The following is a 23,027-nucleotide window of genomic DNA, read 5'->3' as shown; positions in this document are numbered from 1 at the left end:
CGACATGTTGGTAACCGTTGTTGGCGGCGCGGGCGCGATGGGCCGCAAAGCCGTCGAGACCCTCGCGACATTCGACGAGGTCAGCGAGGTGCAGGTCCTCGACCGCGACGTCGAGCCGTTGACCCTGCTCACCCTCGACGAGCATTGTCGGCGCAAGATCAGGCCCGTCGTCGTCGACGCCCTCGCCGACGACCTGGCGTCGCACTTCGCCGGGTCCGCGGTGGTGCTCAGCACGCTGGGCCCGTTCACGATCTTCGGTGAGCGGGTGCTCAGCGCCGCGATCGACGCCGCCGTCGACTACGTCGACATCAACGACGACTGGGAGCCGACGCTCGAAGCACTCGAGTGGCATGCGCGTGCCCAGGCCGCCGGCGTCACCGCGCTGATCGGCATGGGGGCCAGCCCCGGTGTGTCGAATGTTCTCGCCGCCCGCGCCGCGGCCGAGCTCGACGTCGTGCACGAGCTCTACACGGGGTGGGTGGTCGCGGGTACCGAGAGCGAACCCGGCGGCGCCCGCCCGGCCGCCGCGATACTGCACCTGGTCCACGAATGCACCGGAAAGGTACGGGTCGTCGAGGGTGGCGTCGACGCCCTGGTGACCCCGCTGGAACCGATGCGCCTGCACTATCCCGGCCTCGGCGACATCGACGTCCGCACCATCGGCCACCCGGAGACCGTCACCCTGCCTCGGCGGTACCCCGACCTGCGCCGTTGCTACAACGTCATGGCCGGTCCGGCTTGGTGGTTCGGCGGCATCGCACCGATCATGGCCGCCGTCGACGCGGGCGAACTGTCGGTCCACGATGCCGCACTGCGCGTCGAGGACGGTATCAGCCGCCCCGTCGATGCACCGCGCACTCGTCGTACCCCCAGCCTGTGGGCACTGGCCGTCGGCGAGCGGGCCGGCGTTCCGACGCGGACCGCGGTCAGCACTCAGCGCTGGTCGGAGGGGCGGATGGCCGGCGCCACCGCCATCCCGGCAGCGGTGAGCGCCCGCATGCTGCTGCGCGGGCAGATCTCCCGGCCCGGTGTGAATACCCCGGAAGACCTCGTTCCCTTCGACCTCCTCATGGAATCGCTCGACCCGCTCTACACCCTTCCCGACGCCGCCGGACCGCTGTTCGACATCACCTCGGAGCCGATCGTCGGCGCCGACGCCCAGTAAGGAACCTCCCATGAACGACATCCCCACCGCAGTCCCGGTGACCATCGCCGCCGACGGTGTCCAGGAAGGAGCGCGGCGGCTGGCGCTCATCGCTGTCGGCGCGCTCCTCGCACTGCTGTCGAACGCGATCGTGTTCGTGCTACCGCCGCTGCTTCCAGTTATCCAGGCGCAGTACCAGCTCACCACCGTATCGGCCGCCACCTGGATCTTCACGGTCCTCACCCTGGGCAGTGGCGCCGGTTTCGTCCTGCTGCCCCGGGTCTCGGATGTGATCGGCGATCGCAGCGCGGCGGTGATCGCCACCGGCGCATTGACTGTCGGCGCCGTGATCCCGGCCATCGGCAACTCCTATGCGACCCTGATCATCGGCGCGGCCATCCTCGGTTTCGGATGCGGTTCGCAGATGCTCCCGCTCGGTCTGCTTCGTCGAACACTCGGTGAGGGCGGGCTCAGCACCGCCGTCGCCGTGCTGGTGGTGTCCACCGGCGTCGGCATCGTCGCGGGCATGATCGGCGGCGGCATCATCGTCCAGGATCTCTCCATCCAGGACTTCTTCTATATTCTGACCGCCATCTTCGCCGTCACGACTCTCGCCTGCTGGGTCACGATCCCTCGCTCGACGGTCTCCAACGCCCGGACCCCGATGGGCACGCTCGGCACCGTCTGGATGGTCGCCTGGGTTGCGACGATCCTGCTGGCCCTGACCCAAGGCGTGATCTGGGGCTCCGCCGCGCTCATTCCGGCTGCCATCGGCATCATCGCTGCGATCGGCTGGGTAGTGGCTCAGCGGCGATCGGCGACACCGGTGTTCGACGCCGAACTAGTGCGGGCACCCTTCGTCGCCGCCGCCTGCATCGCCATCGCGCTGTTCGCCGTAGTGAACGCCGCCTTCCTGGTCCTGCTGAGCAACTACGTGCAGATGGATCCGAGTTACCTCCCGGCCGGCGAGTCCTACGGACTGGGCCGCACCGCACTGCAAACAGGGTTCCTGATGGTGCCGTTCGCGGTTACCTTCCTGGTGGCCGGCTCCATTGCGGAGAAGCCGGTCGTCGCGGGCCGCGGTGGCACCGTCTTGATCGCCGGTGCGCTCCTGGCCGGTGCGGGGCTCGCATTGCTCGCGGTGGTTCACGATCAGCAGTGGAGTTACCTGGTCGGCGCGGCCGTCATCGGCCTCGGTTGCGCCGTCGGCTACACCGGCTGCCTGGCCATCGTTCAGCTCGCGGTACCGGAAGAGAAGGCGGGCATGGCAGCGGCGATCGGCGGAGTCGCCATGGCCGTCGGATTCGCGGTCGGCTCGGCGCTCGTCACGCTGATCCTGAGCACGTCGACGGTGCTGCTCACCGGCACCGACATCGCGGTGGCGAAGGAATACCTGTACGGCGTGGCCTACTGGGTAGCCGTCGGATTGGCCCTGCTAATCGTCGTCACCGTCGTGGTGTCGCAGGCCCGCAACCGCCGACGGACCACCGCAGCGGTCTGACGCACCACCCACTTCGTATCGGCGGCCGCAGGCAATCCGACCCGGCCGCCGATACGACACCAATCCCAATCAACCAACAGCCAAAGGAATCCTCACGTGACCACACCCAACAGTACTTACGACGTGCTCGTCGTCGGCTGCGGCCTGATGGGATCGGCGCTCGCCCGGGCTCTCGCTCGCAAAGGCCATACCGTCGCGGCTTGGAATAGGACGCCCGAGAAGGCACGCGCCCTCGCCGACCACGGCGTCACCCCGATCGACGACATCGACACCGCGGTCCGATCGACGAACCTGGTCGTGACCTGCACCGCCACCTACGACACGACCCGATCCGCACTCGACGAGGTCTCGACCTGGGCGGACACGACGATCGTCAACGTCGGAACCGGTACGCCCGACGACGCCGACGAGATGCACCGCTGGGTCACCGCCCGCGGCGCGGACTACCTCGACGGATCGATCCTGTGCTACCCGGAGCACATCGGCACCCCGGACGGTCTGATCCTCGTCTCCGGCCCCGCGCCGACGTGGGACGTCAACCGATCGGTGCTGACCGCGCTCGGCCACGTGACCCACGTCTCGTCCCGGATACGCGGCGCGAGCATCCTGGAGGTCACGATGTCGGGTGGCTTCTACATCGCCGCGCTCGCCGCGTATGTCGAAGCGGCGTCGTACGCGCTGGAACAGGGGCTGACGGCAGGCGAACTGACCGACGTCACCCAGACCGTCGTCGACCTGCTGGGATCGGTCACCGCGTCGACCGCGGCGGACATCGAGGCGAAACGGTACGACACCGACCAGGCGACGATCGCGGTCTATTCCGCGGGCATGGGGATGTGCCTCGACGCGATGCGCCGCGCGGGTCATCGCTCCCGGATGATCGAGGCCTCGGCCGAACTGCTCTCCGCCGCAGAGGCCGCCGGCCTGGGCCAGCAGGGATTCGCCGCCCAGGCGACGCTGTGCGGGTCGGGCCGCTAGCTGCCGACGGACCCGCTCCGGCTGGTTTGAGCCGCCCTCCGCTGGGTGAGACATCCCCTCCGCTGGTTGAGCCGCACCCCCTCCGCCGGTTGAGACACCCCCTCCGCCGGTTTGAGCCGCACCCCCTCCGCCGGTTGAGACACCCGCTCCGCCGGTTGAGCCGGGTCGAAGCGCTAGCGAAGACCCGCGTCGAAACCACGCAACACAAGGCTGCCAGCCGTACGCCTGCGCTGGTTTGAGCCGCACCCCCTCCGCCGGTTTGAGCCGCACCCCTCCGCCGGTTGAGCCGGGTCGAAGCGCTAGCGCAGACCCGTGTCGAAACCACGCAACATGAGCCTGCTAACGCCACCAAACACCTTGCAACAGCCGAGAATTCGCACGACCGCCTTTGGACACGGCCAGCGCCGTTGGCTCGTATTTCGCTTGTCGAGAGTGCCTGCGCTAGCGCCAACCCGACGGAAACCATAGTGCCACAACGAATTCAGTTGAGTTCAGGTCGAACTCCACGCCCATTGCACCCAATGGCATTGTGGTACATGGGTTTCGACTCGACGACGGCGACCGACGCCTGGCTGGTCGCCCACTGTCGTCGCTAAGTGTTTGGTTGTGCTGACGTCGTCAGGTCACGTGGTTTCGACACGGGCCTGCGCTAGCGCTCCGACCCGGCTCAACCAGCGGAATGAATAGTCTTCGCTGAACGCTCCGGCCCGGCTCAACCAGCCAACCGGCGTCGGCGCCTGACTCGAAACGAACACACGCAAAAAGCCCCCAAAAAGGGGACGACCCCGGCCAGGGGGGGAGGAGGCCGGGGTCATCGCGTTTCAGCCCCGGGGGGTCGGGCTGAAAGGCCCCGGTAAAGACCGGGTATCCACGACTATACACACGCCCAGATAATGTTTGCAACTACAACCATGTGGGCCGATTCGGGCACATGTCCGCACCGGTGGAAACTCTCGCTCCGGGCGCCGCACGGACGTACCCTGGCCGGGTGACCAACCAGTCTGCGCCCTATCGCGCGACTCCCCGTATCGCTGCCTTCTTCGACCTCGACAAGACGGTCATCGCCCGGTCGAGCGCCCTCGCGTTCACCCGACCGTTCTACGCCGAAGGCCTGATCAATCGGCGTTCTGTACTCAAGTCCACCTACGCACAGCTGATGTTCCTGCTGACGGCCGCCGACCACGATCAGGTCGAACGGCTGCGTGCCCACGTCACCGACATGTGCCGCGGCTGGGACGTCGAACAGATCAACGCGATCGTCTCCGAGACGCTGCACGACATCGTCGAACCGCTCGTCTTCGCCGAGGCCGCCGAGCTGATCGCGACACATCGGGCGCAGGGCCACGACGTCGTACTGATCTCGGCGTCGGGCATCGAGATGGTCGCGCCGATCGGCGAGATGCTCGGCGTCGACGAGGTGCGCGCCAGCCGCATGAAGGTCGTCGACGGCCGCTACGCGGGCGAGTTGGAGTTCTACTGTTACGGCGACGCCAAGGCCGAGGCGATGACCGAACTCGCCGAGTCCGCCGGCTACGACCTCTCCGCGAGCTACGCCTACTCCGACTCGGTCACCGACCTGCCGATGCTCGAGGTCGTCGGGCATCCGACGGCCGTCAACCCCGACCGCGGGCTGCGCAAACAGGCGGCCGACCGAGGCTGGCCGATCCTCACCTTCGACCGGCCGGTCGCGCTGTCGGGCCGGCTGCGGGAGAACCGGAAGGCGATCGTTGCTGCCTCGGCGGCGACCGGAATCGGCGTGGCCACGCTGGGAGCGTTGCTCTATTACGGCTGGTGGCGACGCCGCCCGATGGCCTGAAAAACTCGTTTCAGAGAACGCTTGATGTGACCTGACTCACGGTGTACAAAGGTCTTACGGAAATCTCGGAAGGCCAAGTCCGAACCAGAAGATAAGGGCCGGACCCCCTCGCCGAGCACTTCCCAGCACGGGCGGCAAGCACCCACGCGGGGCACGCCGCAAGAAGGCTAAAGCGTTGTGCGCCTGCGAAACTGCGGTCGAGGTCGACATCGATTCGCTCTCCCTCGCCGAGGCGAAACCCACAACCCACCAAGCACGCTTGGTAACTTGAGTCCGTGCTACGCGGGCGGCGAACTGGTTCTCCAGAGCGCCGCCCGCAGTGCGTTGTCAGGGCATTGTGCGATACGCAATCATGGACCGATGACCGACGAACTCAGCACCGCCGACCGTCAATTCCTCCGCGCCGCAGTCGAGTTGGCACGCGACGCCGTCGCCGCCGGCGACGAGGCATTCGGTTCCCTGCTCGTCGATGCGGCCGGGGTCACCTTGTTCGCCGACCGCAATCGCGTCTCCGGCGGCGACGCGACTCGCCATCCCGAGCTCGCGATCGCGATGTGGGCGGTCCAGAATCTGTCGGCCGACGAGCGTCGAACGTCAGTGGTCTACACCTCGGGCGAACACTGCCCGATGTGCAGCGCCGCGCACGCGTGGGTGGGCCTGGGGCGCATCGTCTTCGCCAGCAGTTCCGCGCAACTCGCAGCCTGGCAGGCGGAGTGGAATCTCGCGGCGGGGCCGGTCGCTTCCTTGCCGATCAACGTCGTCGCTCCGACCGTCCCGACGTCGGGGCCCGACCCCGACCTCGCCGACGAGATCCGGGCGCTGCACGCGGCGGCGCTGGGGGTCTAGCGTCTCGAACTTACCGCGCGGCGTCGGCGATCGAGCGCGCCTCGGCCGCCCCGGCGTCGAGCGCCGTACACGTCAGCAGGATCCAGCGTCGCAGGCCCGCGGGCGTCCCGGACGCGAAACCCGTTGCGGCATCACGATATTCGATGACCTGCCGGAACCAGGTCACCTCCGGGACGCCGAGGTTGTGCGGGTCCAGCCCCGACGAGACGCATACCAGCCTCGACGCCGCCCGCGCGACCACACCGTTCGCCTCGGCGAAGGGCGCCAATGCCAGCAGCTCGCCGTGCACCACCGCCGCGAGGACCGGCGCGGGCACCGACGTCGCGCCGGTGATCAACCGGCCGAGCAGTTCGAGACGTTCGGAAACGTCGACGTCGGCGCGCGGGCGCCCCAACTGATCGGCGTCGTCGACGAGGTCGGCCGCGGCCAGCATGTGCAGCCGAGCGAGTGCTTGCATCGGCGCACGCCGGAACACCGTCGTCAACGACTCCAGCGCGTCCCCGTCGAGTGCCTGCGCGACGCGCATCGCACCGGCGAGGATGGGATCGTCGAAGTCGCCGTCGCGGCGCAGTTCCACGCTGCCGCCGTCGATGGCCGCCGACGACCTGCCGCCGCGCCACGACGCCTCGGTGGACGTGTTGACCCAGCCGCGCAGGTTCACCGGATGACGGTGTACGGCGCTCAACGCGTCGCGGGCCTTGTCGGCGGCGTCGGCGACGCCGGGAAGTTCGGCGAGCGGGGCGAGGGGATCGTTCGACACAGTCGACCAGCCTAACGGGACTCGGCACGATGACCGTTCGGCGCACGGGGTCGACCGCTTGTCGTGCGGTCCACGCCATCCAGCCCCGCCGCCCGCACCAACCCCATGCGTCGGCATCGGCCAGTGACTACTCTCACAGTGTGCGCCATGTGTGGTGCGTGACTTCAGGTTGCCGCCGTGGCCCCATCAGCCCGTCGATTTGAAAGGCTCTCACCACTCATGTCTGCTTCACTCGAGGTCTACCCACCATCAGCGGAGTTCGTCGCGCAGGCCAACGCCAACGCCGCGCTGTATGACCGAGCCGATGCCGATCGACTGGAGTTCTGGGCCGAGCAGGCACGTCGACTGGATTGGGACACCGACTTCGAGCAGGTCCTCGACTGGTCCAACGCCCCCTTCGCGAACTGGTTCGTCGGTGGCAAACTCAACGTCTCGGTCAACTGCGTCGACCGCCACGTCGCGGCGGGCAAGGGTGACCGCGTCGCGATCCACTGGGTGGGCGAGCCCGGCGACTCCCGCGACATCACCTACAGCCAACTGCTCGCGGACGTCAGCCGCGCGGCCAACTACTTCACCGCGATCGGCCTGCAGGCGGGTGACCGCGTCGCCATCTACATGCCGATGGTCCCCGAGGCACTCATCTCGATGCTCGCCTGCGCACGCCTCGGGCTCACCCATTCGGTGGTGTTCGCCGGATTCTCGGCGTCGGCGCTGCGCTCCCGGGTCGACGACGCCGAAGCCAAACTGGTCATCACCACCGACGGCCAGTACCGTCGCGGCAAGCCGGCCGAGCTGAAGACCAACGTCGACGACGCGCTGGGCACCGGTGACGACGCCGCGAAATCGGTCGAGAAGGTCTTGGTGGTCCGCCGCACCAACCACGATCCGAAGCTTCCATGGGTGGAGGGTCGCGACGTCTGGTGGGACGACACCGTCGGCGAGTCGTCGGATCACCACGAACCGGACGCGTTCGACTCGAACCATCCCCTGTTCCTGCTGTACACGTCGGGCACCACCGGCAAGCCCAAGGGCATCGTGCACAGCTCGGGCGGCTACCTGACGCAGACCAGCTACACCTTCCACAACGTCTTCGACCACAAGGAAGGCCGCGACGTCTTCTGGTGCGGCGCGGACATCGGCTGGGTGACCGGCCACTCCTACATCGTCTACGGCCCGCTTTCCAACGGCGCCACCGAAGTGGTCTACGAGGGCACCCCCAACACGCCCAACGAGCACCGCCACTTCGAGGTGGTCGAGAAGTACGGCGTGACCATCTACTACATGGCTCCGACGCTGATCCGCACCTTCATGAAGTGGGGACGCGACATCCCCGACGCTCACGATCTGTCGTCGATCCGGCTGCTGGGATCGGTCGGCGAGCCGATCAACCCCGAAGCGTGGAAGTGGTACCGCGATGTCATCGGCGGCGGCAAAGCTCCGATCGTCGACACCTGGTGGCAGACCGAGACCGGCTCGATCATGATCTCCCCGCTGCCCGGCGTCACCGAGACCAAGCCCGGCGCCGCGATGAAGCCGCTGCCCGGCATCTCGGCGAACATCGTCGACGACAACGCCAACCCGGTAACCCACGGCGAGCAGGGCTACCTCGTCCTCGATCAGCCGTGGCCGTCGATGCTGCTGGGTATCTGGGGCGACGACGAGCGCTTCAAAGAGACCTACTGGTCACGCTTCGCCGATCAGGGCTGGTACTTCGCCGGCGACGGCGCCCGCTACGACGACGACGGCGCTCTGTGGGTGCTCGGCCGCGTCGACGACGTCATGAACGTCTCCGGCCACCGCATCTCGACCTCCGAGGTGGAGTCGGCTCTCGTCGGGCACTCCGGCGTCGCCGAAGCCGCAGTCATCGGCGCCGCCGACGAGACCACCGGTCAGGGGATCGTCGCATTCGTCATCCTGCGCGAAGGCGTCGAGAACACCGGCGACACGTTGATCGCGGAGCTGCGCGAGCAGGTGTCGGTGGAGATCTCCCCGATCGCCAAGCCGCGCGAGATCAACGTCGTGCCGGAGCTGCCGAAGACACGGTCGGGCAAGATCATGCGTCGCCTGCTCAAGGACGTCGCCGAGGGCCGCGAACTGGGCGACACGTCGACGCTGGTCGACCCGTCGGTCTTCGAAGCCATCCGCCGCAAACGCGCTTGAGCCGCTGCTGAACACCCGAGCGCGCCGCCCCCGGAGGAGACTCCTTCCCCGGGGGCGGCGTCGTGTCGCGCAGCCCTGACCCCACGACGTCGGTGCGGCATGGCAACATAAACGCCACTACCCGAACAACGGAGGATTCTGTGAGCCCCAGCAACTCGGCCGGTCCGGGCAACGACGGTCGCCAGTCCTATTCGGTTCCGTCGATCCCGCTGACCGACGCCAATGCGGGCGCCAACGGTGAGCCGACGATCGGCAACTTGGTCAAAGAAGCTACCGCTAGCGCGTCGACGCTGTTTCGGTCCGAGGTCGCGCTGGCCAAGGCCGAGATCGTCACCGAGGCCAAGAAGGCTGGCACCGGCACGGGTCTGCTGGTGGTCGCCGGCCTGATGCTGCTCTACTCGAGCTTCTTCTTTTTCTTCTTCCTCGCCGAGCTGCTGTCGGAGTGGCTGCCCCGCTGGGCGGCCTTCGGCATCGTGTTTCTGCTGCTTCTCCTCATCTCCGCGGCCGCGGGCTTCATCGGCTACGTCGTGTTCCGCAGGCTGCATCCGCCGCAGAAGACGATCGACTCGCTGACCGAGACACGCACGGTACTCACCAACACCTTCGCCGGCGGCGCGCCGGAGACCGCACACCCCGGCATCCCACCGGCGCGTGACCTCCAGCGCGACTGACGCACGTGCCGGAACCCGATCCCTCGACCGTACGGTTCGACGGGCCGTGGCATCACTTCGACGTCCGGGCCAACGGCGTCCGCTTCCATGCCGTGGAGATCGACGGCCGATGGCTCGCCGACCGGCCACTGGTCCTGCTGCTGCACGGGTTCGGGGAGTTCTGGTGGAGCTGGCGCCACCAGCTCGCGAGCCTCACCGAGGCCGGCTACCGTGCCGTCGCAGTCGATCTGCGGGGCTACGGTGACACCGACAAACCACCGCGCGGTTACGACGGCTGGACGCTCGCCGGTGATGCGAACGGACTGATCCGCTCGCTCGGGCACACCGAGGCGACGCTGATCGGTCACGCCGACGGCGGGCTGGTCTGCTGGGGCACGGCCATCCTTCACCCGCGCATGGTGACGCGCATCGGAGTGATCGCGTCACCGCATCCGCGCGCACTGCGACATTCCGCATTGTTCGACGCCGAGCAGCGCAACGCCTTTCTCGGCGGATTCCTGCACAATCAGTTGCCACGACTCGGCGAACGTCGCCTGACTCGCGGCGACGGCGCCTACATCGCCCAGTACTTCGACGAGCGGGCGTCGGAGCGCTGGAAGCACAGCGCGGAGTTCTCCGACGTCGTCGCGCGCAACCGATCGGCGGTACAGATCCCCGGCGTCGCCTATTGCAGTCTCGAATATCGACGCTGGGCATTCCGTTCCCAGTTCCGGCCCGACGGCTTCCGGTTCATGGAGTTGATGGACCAGCAACTGTCGATTCCGGTGCTGGCCCTGCGCGGCCGGGAGGATCCGTTCGTCATCGACTCACTGATGGCGGCCAGCCACAATTGGGCCTCCCGCCTGGACTACTGGCAGGTCGCCGGTGCCGGCCACTTCGCGCACCAAGAGCAACCGACCAAGGCGAACGAGCTGATCTTGAAGTGGCTGGCGAAGGAATAGGCGCGATCGAAAGCAAGGGGATGTCTGAGCGGGAAGTGGATCTACCTAAACGTATAAACCTGCAAAAGCAAGTCGAGCCAGCGAAGCTGGTAAATCTCACCAAGAAGGTCCAAGACGACAAGTCTCAGCATTCACCGGCTCGCGAACTATCGGTGGTTCCGCACGATGTCGCCATGCGTCCCCCCGAAACTCAACGTTCACACAATGACACGGCAGAACACGCCGTCGTGGTCGAGATCGATGGAGTTGATTCGCAGCCCCTCGGCGTTCGGCGGCGGCGCACCCAAGAGATGGCAGAACGACGTCAGTACGCCGAAGACATCTACCGTCGCAGAAACGCCATAGGCGAGCAGGCCAGGCGGTCGATTCCAGAGGCCGAGCGAAGAGTGTTGGATCAATATCGAATCCTTTACTACGCGAAGAACGGTCATCCCCGACCGAATTTCCGTGTCGAGCAGATTCGATATGGGCCACCTCCACTCGGCACGCTCGTGGCGGCAGCTGTGTCAATCGCTGCTGCACTGTGGATATGGACCACCTGCGACACGGGCTGGCTGATAGCTTTTCGCATAGTCGCAGCGCTCCCCTTAGCCGCGTTTGCAATCGCTCGCGTCATCCACGGTGCTTCGATCTACCGTGCACAGTTCTGCTATGCCAAGCTCCTTCGTAAGCACGGTGATCGAACGCCGACGGCGGTCCAGACTTGGCTTGACTTGGTCGAGTCAGAGCAGAGCGCCCGTTGACCGCCGGAACTGATCCAATTTAGGTGCAACGCCGTTTAGACGGGGGATGGACCTAACATCTGCGCGACCGCCCGCAACTCGACCAACCCGCTGCCCGAATGCCGAAACCCGACGCAGCTATCTCGCTCCCCGAGTGCCGAAGCGAGGCGCCGCTATCTCGCTCCCCGAGTGCCGAAGCGAGGAACGAGCTTCGGTGTAACGAGGGGGCCGGCGAGACAAAGAACCCAACCCAACCGAAACACTCATGACGTGGCGTCACTCCGATTTCGACTCGCTGCGCTCGCTCAATCAGCGAAAACCCGGACCGCAGGCTGAGCGAAGCGCAACCGCACACTAACCGCTCACGCACGCACCCGTGCTCATTTCGGTGTTCGATTCGCCGCCCTGGCTCACCGCACTCTGTACCTGCTTCGCCGTCAGCATGAAACCGGTCTCGTCGGCGGTGTTCTCCGCGGCGCCGAAGACCACTCCAAGCACCTCGCCGTCGGAGTTGATCATCGGTCCGCCGGAGTTTCCCTGCCTGATCGAGCCGCGCGCGGTGTACACCTCACGGGTCACCTTGCCGGTCTGGTAGATGTTGGGGCCCTCCAGGTTGATGGTGCCGCGGATGCGCAGCGGACTGGCCGTGAACGGTCCGTCTTCGGGGAAGCCGAGGGCGATGGCGTCGTCGCCCGACGCCGCCGGAGCGTCGGCGAATCGCATGGCCGGCGACGGCAGTCCGGGGACGTCGAGGACCGCGACGTCGGTGTTGGAATCGAAATAGACGACGCTCGCGGTTCGCCGCACATTGTTCGAATTGATCACCACGAGTTTGGTGGTGCCGGCCACCACGTGCGCGTTGGTCATCACACGTTCGGGCGAGATCACGAATCCGCTGCCCTCCAGCGATCGCTGACAGCTCGGCGCCTCACCGCGGATCTTCACGACGCTGCGTCGAGCCGTCGACACCGCGGGAAGGTTCGTCAACGCGGCGTCAGGCGGGTCGACCGACGCCACCGGTGCGCTGCCGAACGGACCGATGACCTGCGGAAGTCCGGAGCTCTCCAGCAGATTGGAGAACTCCGTGGGAACATTGCGAAGCCATTGCGGCGCAATGGCTTCCACGACGCCGAGGGTCTTCGAGTCGTCAACCGCGCCCGCCAACGACGGCGCCGCGGAATGACTGATCGGAATCGACAGCAACCACGCCGCGGCGAAGACAGCGATCGCCTGCAGCACCGCTCCGATGACACTGTCGATGAAGCGCAGCGCGGGCAGCCGCAGCGTCCCGCGCGCGGCGCGCCCGAGCACCATGCCCGCGACTTCGCCGACGACCACCAGCAGAAGCAGCATTCCGATGCCGACGGCGAGGCGCACCGAGGTGTCGTTGAAATGCGAAATGACGCGCGGCGCCAGGAGAATCCCCGCGACCGCGCCGAGTACCACGCCGAAGAACGCCAACGCCGACGCGACCGCACCCTGCCGGTAGCCCGACGCCGCGGCGATCAGCGCGACGACGATGATGACGATGTCGACCCAGGTGCCGCCGCTCATCGCGGACTGCCTTCGACGCCGGCCGACCGCTCGGCCGCGGCGATGGCGGCGTCGAGCTGGCGGACGTCGGAGTGATCCCACGGCACGTCCCACCCGGCGGCGTCGCTGATCGCAGCGATCAGCCCGCCGGTGAAACCCCAGACCAGCAGGCCGTCGACCATGAACGCGGGCCCCTTGTAGACGCTGCCGCCCAGCACTTTGCGCTGCACCTGAAACCGGCTGCGGGCGCTGAGCAGTTCGCGCAGGTTGACCCGCGCGACGTGCGCGGTCTCCGCCGGGTCGACGGCATGAACGTCCGACGGGTTGCGCCAGTACCCGATCACCGGCACCACGTCGAAGCCCGACGGCGGCACCGGGAAACTCGGCAGCGTCGCCAGAACGTCGACGCCGGCGGGGTCGAGGGCGGTCTCCTCGGTGGCCTCGCGCAGTGCGGTGTCGACGGGGAAACTCTCCCCGACGTCGTGTGCGCCACCGGGAAACGCCACCTGGCCGCTGTGCTGGCGCAGCGTGCTCGCACGCTGCAGCAGCAGCACCTCGACGTCGGCCGGCAAGCCGCCGGGATAGTCGGGGTCGGCGTCCCAGCTGCCCGCGAACAGCACCAGCACGGCGGCCGTGCGGCGTTTCGTGCCCGACATCAGCATCGCGGCGATCCGCGTGCGATCACCGCCACGGTTGTTGACACTGTCACTGACCGCGGTCACGTTGCCGGTCAGCGCGCGCAGCCATGGCGGAATGGCGGCGTCGTCGACGAGGGCGCCGGGCACCACCTCGGACGTTTCGGGTCGCGGTGTCATGTGCGCACTCCCAGATTGGTTTCGACGGCCGCCGCGATGGCGTCGGTGTTCTCGAACACCTGCGGCAGCACCTTCGCGACGGTTCCGTCGGGGCGGACGAGGATCGTGGACGGGAACACCTTCGGCGCCGACAGCGCCGCGGCGATCCGCGCGTCGGTGTCGAGGACGGTCGGCAGTGTCACACCGATCTCGGTGAGGAACTTCAGCACGAGGAACGGATTTTTCGCGCCGTCGACCGCGTGCACGGTCAGCACGGTGACCGAGTCACCGGCGCGTTTGGCGTAGTCCTGCAGGACCGGCAACTCCCGACGACACGGCAGGCACCATACCGCCCACATGTTGATCAGCAGGGGCTTGCCCGCGGTGCCCGCGCCGACGTCGTACGCAGCGCCGGTCGCCAGACAGGGCGCCGACACCCCGCGCAGCACCGACGACACCCCTTGCGCCAGACCCGATGTCGGGCAGTCGGCCACCTTCGCCTGCGCGCGAGCCTGCGCCAGCTGACTCGCCGGGACGGGCGCGTCGGTGACGTTGGCGACCGACGGATCGGGGGCCACCTGCTCCGACGTCGCGTCTTGCGAGCGCGGCCAGATCGCCACGACCAGCGCGATCACTGCGACGACGAACACCAGCGTCCACCGCAGCGCGGGCGCCGACCACCAGTTGTGCGTGGGTTCGCTCACTCGGCGGGAACTCCCGCCAGCTCGAGGAGGTGTTCGGTCTCCGGGCCTTTGACGAGTTTCGCCGCAGCCAGTTTGTCCATGGGGCCCTCCCCCACCGACGGGCAGTCCTTCGCGAGAATGCAGACCCCGCACGCCGGTTTGCGCGCATGACACACCCGTCTGCCGTGGAAGATGATGCGGTGGCTGGCGTTGGTCCACTCTTTGCGTTCGAGGAGCTCGCCGACGGCGCGTTCCACCTTGACCGGGTCGGTTTCCTCGGTCCAGCCCCAGCGTCGGACCAGACGCCCGAAATGCGTGTCCACGGTCAGCCCGGGGACGCCGAAAGCGTTGCCCAGCACCACATTCGCGGTCTTGCGGCCGAAGCCGGGCAGGGTCACCAGTTCCTTGAGGGTGCCCGGCACCTGTCCGTCGAATCGTTCGACGAGCGATTGGCCGAGCCCCATGATCGACGACGTCTTGTTGCGGTAGAAGCCGGTCGGGCGGATCATCTCTTCGAGTTCGGCCCGGTTTGCTCCGGCGTAGTCGGCGGCGGTGGGATATTTGGCGAACAACGCCGGGGTCACCTGGTTGACGCGGACGTCGGTGCACTGTGCCGACAGAATGGTCGCGACCGACAGGTCCAGCGGCGTCGTGAAGTCGAGCTCGCAGTACACGTGCGGAAACGCGACCTGCAGCGACCGATCCATTCGGCGCGCCCGACGGACCAGTCCGAGGCGAGTCTCGTCGGCACGTGAGCGACGAACGATACCGGCATCGCCGCTGGTTTTTGCTGCTGATCGGCTCGGACTCACTCATCCAGAGTACTGACGCGGTTGCCCGCCTCCAGTGCAAGGCCGAATTCCCAGCAAACTGGCAAAAACCACCGCCACAGCTTGGTAACAATGCAGTGACGACGCACGCGCCAGGTAGGCATCGGCGCTGCGAGTTGTGTTTACTGATCCACATGCAAGGTCTCGCCGCGTTGCTCTTCCCCGCCATGTTGATGCTCTTCGCGTTGGGCATGGAGAAGGTGCAGACGCGCATCGAGCGGTCGACCGAAACGGTGTCCGGCGATCAAGTCGAGGAAATCCTCCAGGCCGCCCAGTCCCAGGCTTCGCCCCTCGACGACGTGTCACCCACGCTCGACGAACTGCGCAGTCGCCGCGCCGGCTGACTTCAACCGCCCGTCACATCCGACACATATCTGCGACACGTTCGGGCATGATAGCCACGTAGTGACCAATTCAACACTTATGCTTGGACGAGAGTACCCTTGCACGGTGTTGAGCTCGCCGACCATTTCAGGCCGGACGAGTGCGCCAAACTCAGAAAGGTTCCAGGTGGAGGAAGTACTAGCGCGGGCCGGCATTTTTCAAGGTGTCGAAACCACAGCGGTTGCAGCGCTTACCAAGCAACTCACGCCGGTAGATTTCCCCCGCGGCCACGTGATCTTCCACGAAGGCGAGCCCGGTGACCGGCTGTACATCATTCTTTCCGGCAAGGTGAAGGTCGGTCGACGCTCGCCCGACGGCCGCGAGAACCTGCTGACGATCATGGGACCGTCGGACATGTTCGGTGAACTGTCCATCTTCGACCCGGGTCCGCGCACATCGTCGGCGACGACGGTCACCGAGGTGCAGACCGTCTCGATGGACCGCGATGCGCTCAAGGAGTGGATCAAGGAGCGCCCGGAGATCGCCGAGCAGTTGCTGCGCGTGCTGGCTCGCCGCCTGCGCCGCACCAACAACAACCTCGCCGACCTGATCTTCACCGACGTCCCCGGCCGTGTCGCCAAGCAGCTGCTGCAACTCGCTCAGCGCTTCGGCACCCAGGAGGCTGGTGCGCTACGCGTCACCCACGACCTCACCCAGGAAGAAATCGCCCAGCTCGTCGGCGCTTCCCGGGAGACCGTGAACAAGGCCCTCGCCGACTTCGCTCAGCGCGGCTGGATCCGGCTGGAGGGCAAGAGCGTCCTCATCGCCGATTCCGAGCGTCTGGCGCGCCGCGCCCGCTAGTTCCCAACACTCAGGCCCCGACGTCACCGACGTCGGGGCCTGAGTTCTTCGCGATCCGCCCCGACACAACGCCAAACCCTCCCGGACAACAACGCAACCCGCCCGAACCGCCCCGCAATCCCTCCGCTCGCCGACCGGCGGCCGCGCCCCCGCCGCAAGCCGTCCCCGCTCGCCGCAACCCCTCCGCTCGCCGAACATTCGCCGCGCGCCACCGGCCCCCCGCTCGCCGCGCCCCCTCTACTCGCCACTCCCCCCGCTCGCCCCTCCCCCTCCGCTCGCCGAGTGCCGAAGCGAGCTCGCGAGCTTCGGTGTATCGAGGCGTCGCAAGCCGACGACGCAACGCAACCACCACACCCCAGCACCAAGCCGCCCCTCCCGCACAACGCAACCCGACCCGAACCGCGCTGAACCCCGACCCCGACGCCCGTTACTCGCTACGCAGGTACTCCAGTTGCGCCTTGACCGACATCCGTGCGGCGGGCCAGACCTTCTTGTCGACGTCGGCGTACACCTTGCGGACGATCTTCATCGGCTTGGCCTTTCCGGCGCTGACCCCCAATTCGGTGAGGGCGGCGCGAATCTGATCGATCCGTTCCTCGCGGTGCGCCTTGTAATACCGCGCCACCGGAATCAGCTCGGGATGGTCGGGGCCGTGGCCGGGCAGCAGAGTGCACCCCTCGCCTTCGACGATGAGCCGGTTGAGTGAGTTCAGATAGTCCCGCAGCCCGCCGTCGCGCGGATCCAAAACCGTTGTGCCGCTTCCCAGAATGGTGTCGCCGGTCAGCATCGCGCGTCGGCCGTCGTGCTCGACGAGAAAGCTCACCGAGTCACCGGAATGCCCCGGTGTGAACAGAACGGTGACCTTCAGCCCGGCCGCCTCGATGACCTCGCGGTCGGCCAGCGGCGCCGCCCCACGGCAGTGTTCGTCGAGCCGGGCGCGCACCGGGGCGCCGGTCAGTTTGCGGATCCGCTTGATGGCGCCGGTGTGGTCGAAATGGCGATGGGTGATCAGCGTCAGGACCACGTTGCCTTGCGCCACGACGTTCTCCACATGGCTGCGATGTTTGGGCGGACCGGGATCGACGACGATGCAGTCCCGGTGGCCCGGCGCGCGCAGGATCCACGTGTTGGTGCCGTCGAGTTCCATCACGCCGGGATTGCGACACAGCAGGACCGACGCGAACGGTGTCACTTCGCGCGGTGTCTCGTAGGCGGGATGGACTAACGGCGCAGCGTCGCCGGCGGGGCTCTCCATGGTGAGAGCCTACTCACGCCGACGACGCTGTTCAGTGCGGGATCAGTCGCCGGTGACCTTGTCCACCACCTCGTTCGCCTTGTCCTTGATCGTCTCGGCGGTCTTCTTCACCGCCGACGACGCCTGATCGGCCTTACCCTCGTTGCGCAGGTCGTCGTCGCCGACAGCCGACCCGGTCGCCTCCTTCGCGCGGCACTTCAGTTCCTCCGCCTTGTTGCCCACTTTGTCGCCGATTCCCATGATGCTCTCCTCGTATGCTCGGATTCGATTGCCGCACAGACGTGTTCACCTTCTGCATCCGGTGAGGGAACCCACCGGAAAGATCAGAACGCAAGCACCGGCCAGACACGTCGGGAAGCTGAACAGCCGTCCGTCGCCGATCGCGATCCACCCGACGACACTCAATGACAGTGTCACCGCCGCTCCCGTCAGTCCGCCGGCGCGGTGCCGCCGCGCGATAGGCGCTGGGCCACAGGATCTTTCACCGCAACGCCCACTGATACGGTAAGCCGCTCGGCATCGGTGGGTCTTCACCCGCAGGGGTGTGGCACCGTCGGCTTAGAATCTTTATATGGGCATCCGCGTCGCTCTGGTCGACGATTATGAAGTCGTAGTGCAGGGTCTGGCGTCGATGCTGCGGTCGTATCACGAAGAGATCGAGATCGTCGAACTCAACGCGAACACATTGGTGGGCAAACGCGTCGACATCGCTCTGTACGATTCGTTCGCCAACCCGCAGGGCGACAAAGACGAAGTCCGATGGCTGGCCGCCAATCCCCTCATCGACAAAGTCGTCGTCTATTCGTGGAACGTCGAGCCGGACATGATCAACGCGGCGATCGCGAACGGCGCGCACGGTTATGTCGCGAAGGGACTTCCGGCATCGGCCCTGGTGAGCGCACTCTTGTCGGTACATCGCGGTGACTCGACGACGCACCTCGACGACACCCACGCCAAAGTCGTCTCAGGTGACTGGCCGGGACGCGAGGAGGGGCTCACTCAACGCGAGTCGGAAGTTCTCGCCCTCATCACGCAGGGCCTCAGCAATGTGGAGGTCGCCGACCGGGCCGGAGTATCGATCAACTCGGTCAAGACCTACATCCGCAGTTGCTACCGCCGGATCGGGGTCACCACCCGTGCCCAGGCCGTTGCCTGGGGCGCCTCACATGGCTTTCTGCCCGACCGTATCCGGATCTCCCGCGACGGCATCGACGACCCGACCGTCGGCTGACGACGCTCGACGCCGCGGCGTGATCCGCGCGATCGCCACCCCGGCGAGGCACAGGACGCCGCCGATCAGCCCTGCGGCGCTGGGCACTTCGCCCAGGAACACCCACGACTGCGCGATCGACAGCGCCGGGACGGCGTAGCTCGACGAGATCGTCAGACTCGCGGGCATATGCGCGAGCGCGTACGCCCACAGCAGGAAACCTGCCGCCGTGGGAGCGAGCCCCAGGTACACCACGCCGACGGTGCTCGACGCCGGGGAAGCCGACAGTTCGACGATGAGCCGGGGCACGTACGGCGCGAGCACGAGCGCGCCGACAAAACACCCCAGGGCGGTCGCCGTCAGCGGGTCAGTCTGCCGTAGAACCACCTTCTGCGCGACGACGCTGATGCCGTACATCAGCGCGGCCGCGATGGCCAGTGCGATCCCGATGCGATCGTGACGCCCCGGACCAGACAGCGCGATGACCGCGGCGCCTGCGAAACTCACCGCGATACCGACCATCAGCAGCGGCGGAAACCCTTCGCGCAGAACGACTCCCGCGAGCACCGCGACGACGATCGGCGCGATGTTGACCAGCAGCGCGGTGGTCCCGGCGTCGAGGTGCTGTTCGGCCGCGTTGACCAGCACGGTGTACAGCGCGAACCACAGCGCACCGTAAGCGATGACGAGCGCGAGCGTCGTGCCCCGTGGAACCGTCGCGAGCAGCCGACCGCGGAACCGCCACGTCCACCAGCCGATCAGGACGATGCTCGCCGCCACCAGCCGCCCCTCCGCCATCGCCGCAGGCGACACATGCTCGCCGACCGACCGGATCACCACGAACGACGACGACCACATGAGCATGACCGCGACCAGTGCGACGGCAGGCAACCGGGACGCGGGCAACCGGGAAGAAGTAGTCATGCCACCACTGTCCAACCAACGACAGATCAGCACAAGCGACTATTTCTGATCTATTATTCAGTTCTACTGAACAGTTGGAGGCATGATGATCGACACCCATCGCCTGATGATCTTCCGGTCCGTCGTGGCGACCGGGTCGGTGAGTGGCGCGGCGTCGACCCTCGGTTACACGTCGTCGGCCGTATCGCAGCATGTCAGCGCCCTACAGCGGGAGACGGGGCTGTCGCTGGTGGAGAAGTCCGGCCGCGGAATCGTGCCCACTCCGGCTGGGCGGGTGCTCGCCGACGCCGCCACCAAACTCATGCAGCAGGTGGACGAATTGACCGCCACCGTGGAGGATCTGCGCGCAGGCACCACCGACCGCGTCGTGCTCAGCGGATTCTCGTCGGCCGTGACGGCCTGGATGCCCGACGTCGTGGCCGCTCTTACCACCGAGTTTCCGGCCACCCGGGTGATGGTGCGGATCGAAGAGGACATCGACGCCGTGCGCGACACCCGCCCCGACGTCGCCATCGTCGTCGGGCTCGACCGCCCCGCGACGGTCGCCGGCTACTGCATCCACGAACTGCTGACCGAGCCGTACGTCGCGGTGTTGAACACCAATCACGAACTGGCCGGGCGGCTATCGATCGACATGGTCGAGCTCGCCGCGCACCGCTGGATCGACAGCGACACGTACGAGGGCCCCTGCCGACAGAATATGCTGAACGCTTGCGCCGCAGCAGGATTCACGCCGACGTTCATCGTCGAGACGAGCGACTACCCGGCGGCGCTGCGATTCGTCGCACGCGACGTCGGGCTGACGGTGATCCCGCGGCTCGGCGCCGCCGACCTTCCGGCCGGCACCGTCGCGGTACCGCTGGCCAATCCGACGCCGCAGCGCTCGATCTTCTTGTACGTCAAGGACTCTCGTGCGAACGATCCGGCGATCACCCGCACGGGAGAACTACTGTCGGAGCTCGCCGGTCAGCCCCGCGGCCCCGGGTCCACCACGTCGCCGTCGACCCGATTGACCTGATTCTGGACCGACCGCAACATCTGCACGCCCTGCGTGACGATGCCGGTGAGGATCTCGTTGACGCCCTCCGCGCCGTTGAACACGGTGAGGTTCGACGACCCGAGCCCCTTCGCCGCTTCGCCGACCAACCGCGGCAACTGCTCGATCAACTGCTGATCGAGAGCGATCCGATTGTTCTGAGCCATTGCGGCCGACTGGATTTCGACGGCCTTGGCCTCGGCCGTCGCGGTGATCTCCCGACGCCGCGCCTCCGCCTCGGCCGGCTTGATGACCTCGGAAAGCAGTTGCTGCTCACGCAGTTCGGCCTGCGCCTCGGCCAGCCGCGACTGCTCGCGCGCGATCTCCTGGTTCACCCGCGCCTCGGCGAGCGGACCCGCCTGCGCCGCTTCGGCATTCGCCTTGTCGGTCTCGGCCTTGATGCCCGCGCGTTTGATGGCGGTCTCGCGCTCGTAGTCGGCCTGGTTGCGCAGCGACTCCTGCTGAGCCTTAGCCGCTTGCTGGTCGGCTTCGGCGCGGGCGACGGCGGCCTCCCGCTGCACCTTCGCAATGTTGGGCGCCGCAAGGGCGTTGATGTATCCAGACTCCATGTCGTCGATCGACTGAATCTGGAACGAGTCGACGACGAGTCCGATCGATCCCATCTCCCGCTTCGACGCCTCGACCACCTGGCGAGCCAGCGTATCGCGCTCACGGATGATCTGCTCCACCGTCATCGACCCGACGATCGATCGCAGATGACCCGAAAAGACCTGCCCGGTAAGCTGATTCATCTCCGCCTCCTGCTCTGAGATGAATCGTTGACCGGCGTTGACGATGGAGGCGATGTCGCCGCCGACCTTGTGCGCGATCACCGCACGCACATTGAGCTGAATACCCTGCGTAGTGACGCAGACCTCCCGAATCTGGGCCTCGTGCAGCGCCATCGACAGATAGCGCACCTTACGCAGAACCGGCATCACCCACTTGCCGTGTCCGACGATGACGACGAACGGCGCACCGTCGACCGCCGCCTTCTTGCCCGAGATGATCATCGCCTCATCGGGTTCGGGAACGTGATAACCGAACATCGAAACTCCTTCGCTTGCAACGAAAAACGGACACCTGCTGCGGGCTGGTCACCAGCCCGGGACACTCCACCGCTCGACGTCGACGACCCGCCCCGGCCGTACCCCGACGACGAGCACCGACTCTCCCTCGGCCAACGGATACGGGCACCGCGCGAGAAACCGCTCACTGCCGCCCGCGATCAGCAATTCCACCTCGCCGATCTGCTCACCCCCGCCGATCGAGACGGTGACATCCCCGGTCGCACCGATCAACGACGTCACCGCCTGACCCCAATCTTCTTGCACCGCAACGTCGTTGCGCTACCCAACCTCCACGATGAGCTCAACCTCGACCGGCGCGCCGAGGGGCAATTCGTTGACCCCGACCGCCGAGCGGGCATGCTTGCCCGCATCGCCGAAGATCTCGCCGATCACGTCCGACGCCCCGTTGATCACGCCGGGCTGACCGGAGAATCCCTGCGCCGACGCCACGAAGCCGACTACTTTCACCACGCGCACGATCGAATCGATGCCGACCAGCGAGTCGACCGCGGCCAATGCGTTGAGCGCGCACTGCCGGGCCGCCTCGGCGGCTTTCGGCGGCTTCACGACGCCTTCGGCGCCGTCGGCGACTTTTCCGTGCGCGATCAGCTCGCCGTCGCGCATCGGCAGCTGCCCGGCGGTGTAGACGAGATTTCCGGTTTGCACCGCGGGAACATAACTCGCCAGCGGCGGAACCACGGCGGGCAATTCGATACCCAGTTCAGCGAGACGCTGCGACCACTGCCCCACCGCGATCAGCCTTTCGGACGCTTGAGGTAGGCGACATGCTGTTCGCCGGTCGGCCCGGGAAGCACGCTGACGAGCTCCCAACCGTCGGCTCCCCAGGTGTCGAGGATCTGCTTTGTGGCGTGGGTGAGCAGGGGAACGGTCGCGTACTCCCACGCGCTTACGTGAGGAATCGCTGATGGTGTTGTCATGGACTCCAGCGTATCGGTACGGCCCCTATA

At 66.7% G+C, this 23,027-nt stretch carries 26 protein-coding genes; 13 read left to right on the top strand and 13 right to left on the bottom strand.

The features are described from left to right. The first annotated feature begins 4 nt into the window (after positions 1 to 4). From HH308_RS18285 to HH308_RS18265, 5 genes are all read left to right on the top strand, one after another. On the top strand, positions 5 to 1,165 hold the full coding sequence (locus tag HH308_RS18285; RefSeq protein WP_170195664.1) for a saccharopine dehydrogenase family protein: 1,161 nt from the start codon (positions 5 to 7) through the stop codon (positions 1,163 to 1,165). A gap of 10 nt (positions 1,166 to 1,175) precedes the next feature. Next, positions 1,176 to 2,645 carry an MFS transporter gene (locus tag HH308_RS18280; RefSeq protein WP_170195663.1) on the top strand — a complete coding sequence of 490 codons (1,470 nt, stop codon included), beginning with the start codon at positions 1,176 to 1,178 and terminating at the stop codon, positions 2,643 to 2,645. A 51-nt stretch (positions 2,646 to 2,696) separates the two neighbouring features. After that, complete coding sequence (locus HH308_RS18275) at positions 2,697 to 3,623, top strand: NAD(P)-dependent oxidoreductase (RefSeq protein WP_312870696.1); 927 nt, start codon at positions 2,697 to 2,699, stop codon at positions 3,621 to 3,623. Between the two features lie 931 nt (positions 3,624 to 4,554). After that, the gene (locus HH308_RS18270; protein WP_170195661.1) at positions 4,555 to 5,439 is read left to right on the top strand and encodes an HAD family hydrolase; all 885 of its coding nucleotides are present in this window, start codon (positions 4,555 to 4,557) and stop codon (positions 5,437 to 5,439) included. A gap of 360 nt (positions 5,440 to 5,799) precedes the next feature. After that, positions 5,800 to 6,285 carry a nucleoside deaminase gene (locus tag HH308_RS18265; RefSeq protein WP_170195660.1) on the top strand — a complete coding sequence of 162 codons (486 nt, stop codon included), beginning with the start codon at positions 5,800 to 5,802 and terminating at the stop codon, positions 6,283 to 6,285. A 10-nt stretch (positions 6,286 to 6,295) separates the two neighbouring features. On the opposite strand, the gene HH308_RS18260 is transcribed toward HH308_RS18265, so the two are convergent. After that, positions 6,296 to 7,045 carry a Fic family protein gene (locus HH308_RS18260; protein ID WP_170195659.1) on the bottom strand — a complete coding sequence of 250 codons (750 nt, stop codon included), beginning with the start codon at positions 7,043 to 7,045 and terminating at the stop codon, positions 6,296 to 6,298. 219 nt (positions 7,046 to 7,264) lie between these two features. On the opposite strand from HH308_RS18260, the gene acs reads away from it, so the two are divergent. The 4 genes from acs (at position 7,265) to HH308_RS18240 (ending at position 11,560) form a co-directional block, all read left to right on the top strand. After that, positions 7,265 to 9,205, top strand: coding sequence for an acetate--CoA ligase (gene acs, locus HH308_RS18255; RefSeq protein ID WP_170195658.1), 1,941 nt, complete (start codon positions 7,265 to 7,267; stop codon positions 9,203 to 9,205). 140 nt (positions 9,206 to 9,345) lie between these two features. Further along, a complete protein-coding gene (locus HH308_RS18250) occupies positions 9,346 to 9,876 on the top strand; it encodes a phage holin family protein (RefSeq protein ID WP_170195657.1) in 531 nt (176 codons plus the stop codon). A 5-nt stretch (positions 9,877 to 9,881) separates the two neighbouring features. Beyond that, positions 9,882 to 10,817 (top strand): alpha/beta fold hydrolase, encoded by a 936-nt coding sequence (locus HH308_RS18245; protein WP_170195656.1) that lies wholly within the window; start codon positions 9,882 to 9,884, stop codon positions 10,815 to 10,817. Next, positions 10,799 to 11,560 (top strand): hypothetical protein, encoded by a 762-nt coding sequence (locus HH308_RS18240; RefSeq protein ID WP_170195655.1) that lies wholly within the window; start codon positions 10,799 to 10,801, stop codon positions 11,558 to 11,560. Before HH308_RS18245 ends, HH308_RS18240 begins: the two co-directional genes overlap by 19 nt. Positions 11,561 to 11,893: 333 nt before the next feature. On the opposite strand, the gene HH308_RS18235 is transcribed toward HH308_RS18240, so the two are convergent. The 4 genes from HH308_RS18235 to nth are packed head-to-tail and all read right to left on the bottom strand — an operon-like array spanning position 11,894 to position 15,256. After that, complete coding sequence (locus HH308_RS18235; protein WP_170195654.1) at positions 11,894 to 13,093, bottom strand: MarP family serine protease; 1,200 nt, start codon at positions 13,091 to 13,093, stop codon at positions 11,894 to 11,896. Continuing rightward, complete coding sequence (locus HH308_RS18230) at positions 13,090 to 13,887, bottom strand: NUDIX hydrolase (RefSeq protein WP_170195653.1); 798 nt, start codon at positions 13,885 to 13,887, stop codon at positions 13,090 to 13,092. Before HH308_RS18230 ends, HH308_RS18235 begins: the two co-directional genes overlap by 4 nt. After that, positions 13,884 to 14,570, bottom strand: coding sequence for a redoxin family protein (locus HH308_RS18225; RefSeq protein ID WP_312870683.1), 687 nt, complete (start codon positions 14,568 to 14,570; stop codon positions 13,884 to 13,886). Before HH308_RS18225 ends, HH308_RS18230 begins: the two co-directional genes overlap by 4 nt. Further along, the gene (gene nth, locus HH308_RS18220) at positions 14,567 to 15,256 is read right to left on the bottom strand and encodes an endonuclease III (RefSeq protein ID WP_211188589.1); all 690 of its coding nucleotides are present in this window, start codon (positions 15,254 to 15,256) and stop codon (positions 14,567 to 14,569) included. The genes HH308_RS18225 and nth overlap by 4 nt, the downstream gene beginning before the upstream one ends. 44 nt (positions 15,257 to 15,300) lie before the next feature. Here nth and HH308_RS29885 point away from each other — a divergent pair, with 44 nt between their 5' ends. Next, positions 15,301 to 15,723 (top strand): hypothetical protein, encoded by a 423-nt coding sequence (locus HH308_RS29885; protein ID WP_246284690.1) that lies wholly within the window; start codon positions 15,301 to 15,303, stop codon positions 15,721 to 15,723. Positions 15,724 to 15,889: 166 nt separating this feature from the next. After that, positions 15,890 to 16,564 (top strand): Crp/Fnr family transcriptional regulator, encoded by a 675-nt coding sequence (locus tag HH308_RS18210; protein ID WP_170195651.1) that lies wholly within the window; start codon positions 15,890 to 15,892, stop codon positions 16,562 to 16,564. A 427-nt stretch (positions 16,565 to 16,991) separates the two neighbouring features. On the opposite strand, the gene HH308_RS18205 is transcribed toward HH308_RS18210, so the two are convergent. Genes HH308_RS18205 through HH308_RS30240 form a run of 3 tightly spaced genes read right to left on the bottom strand, consistent with a single transcriptional unit; the run spans position 16,992 to position 18,236 of the window. Beyond that, a complete protein-coding gene (locus HH308_RS18205; protein ID WP_170195650.1) occupies positions 16,992 to 17,819 on the bottom strand; it encodes an MBL fold metallo-hydrolase in 828 nt (275 codons plus the stop codon). Positions 17,820 to 17,861: 42 nt separating this feature from the next. Further along, positions 17,862 to 18,059, bottom strand: coding sequence for a CsbD family protein (locus tag HH308_RS18200; RefSeq protein ID WP_170195649.1), 198 nt, complete (start codon positions 18,057 to 18,059; stop codon positions 17,862 to 17,864). 45 nt (positions 18,060 to 18,104) lie between these two features. Then, positions 18,105 to 18,236, bottom strand: a complete 132-nt coding sequence (locus tag HH308_RS30240) for a hypothetical protein (RefSeq protein ID WP_281362988.1) — start codon at positions 18,234 to 18,236, stop codon at positions 18,105 to 18,107. A 154-nt stretch (positions 18,237 to 18,390) separates the two neighbouring features. Here HH308_RS30240 and HH308_RS18195 point away from each other — a divergent pair, with 154 nt between their 5' ends. After that, the gene (locus tag HH308_RS18195; RefSeq protein WP_170195648.1) at positions 18,391 to 19,050 is read left to right on the top strand and encodes a helix-turn-helix transcriptional regulator; all 660 of its coding nucleotides are present in this window, start codon (positions 18,391 to 18,393) and stop codon (positions 19,048 to 19,050) included. Here the strand turns inward: HH308_RS18195 and HH308_RS18190 are convergent. Further along, positions 18,982 to 19,953, bottom strand: coding sequence for a DMT family transporter (locus tag HH308_RS18190; RefSeq protein WP_170195647.1), 972 nt, complete (start codon positions 19,951 to 19,953; stop codon positions 18,982 to 18,984). The genes HH308_RS18195 and HH308_RS18190 overlap by 69 nt on opposite strands. Before the next feature lie 82 nt (positions 19,954 to 20,035). Between HH308_RS18190 and HH308_RS18185 the strand changes: the two genes are divergently transcribed. Next, on the top strand, positions 20,036 to 20,971 hold the full coding sequence (locus tag HH308_RS18185; RefSeq protein ID WP_246284689.1) for a LysR family transcriptional regulator: 936 nt from the start codon (positions 20,036 to 20,038) through the stop codon (positions 20,969 to 20,971). Here the strand turns inward: HH308_RS18185 and HH308_RS18180 are convergent. From HH308_RS18180 to sp36, 4 genes are read right to left on the bottom strand one after another with little or no spacing between them, the layout of a single operon-like run. Next, positions 20,920 to 22,038 (bottom strand): SPFH domain-containing protein, encoded by a 1,119-nt coding sequence (locus tag HH308_RS18180; RefSeq protein ID WP_170195646.1) that lies wholly within the window; start codon positions 22,036 to 22,038, stop codon positions 20,920 to 20,922. The genes HH308_RS18185 and HH308_RS18180 overlap by 52 nt on opposite strands. A gap of 48 nt (positions 22,039 to 22,086) precedes the next feature. Beyond that, positions 22,087 to 22,323, bottom strand: a complete 237-nt coding sequence (locus HH308_RS18175; protein WP_312870682.1) for an NfeD C-terminal domain-containing protein — start codon at positions 22,321 to 22,323, stop codon at positions 22,087 to 22,089. Between the two features lie 15 nt (positions 22,324 to 22,338). Then, positions 22,339 to 22,809: a RidA family protein gene (locus HH308_RS18170; protein WP_312870681.1), complete on the bottom strand. Its 471-nt coding sequence runs from the start codon at positions 22,807 to 22,809 to the stop codon at positions 22,339 to 22,341. Positions 22,810 to 22,814: 5 nt separating this feature from the next. Continuing rightward, the gene (gene sp36 / locus HH308_RS18165) at positions 22,815 to 22,997 is read right to left on the bottom strand and encodes a Sp36 family protein (RefSeq protein WP_211188588.1); all 183 of its coding nucleotides are present in this window, start codon (positions 22,995 to 22,997) and stop codon (positions 22,815 to 22,817) included. Between the last annotated feature and the right edge of the window lie 30 nt (positions 22,998 to 23,027).

This window comes from Gordonia asplenii, assembly GCF_012933505.1.
In the GTDB taxonomy this organism is placed as follows: Bacteria; Actinomycetota; Actinomycetes; order Mycobacteriales; family Mycobacteriaceae; genus Gordonia; species Gordonia asplenii.
Note: the sequence above shows the minus strand (reverse complement) of the source record. Positions and strands in the feature narration are given on the sequence as shown.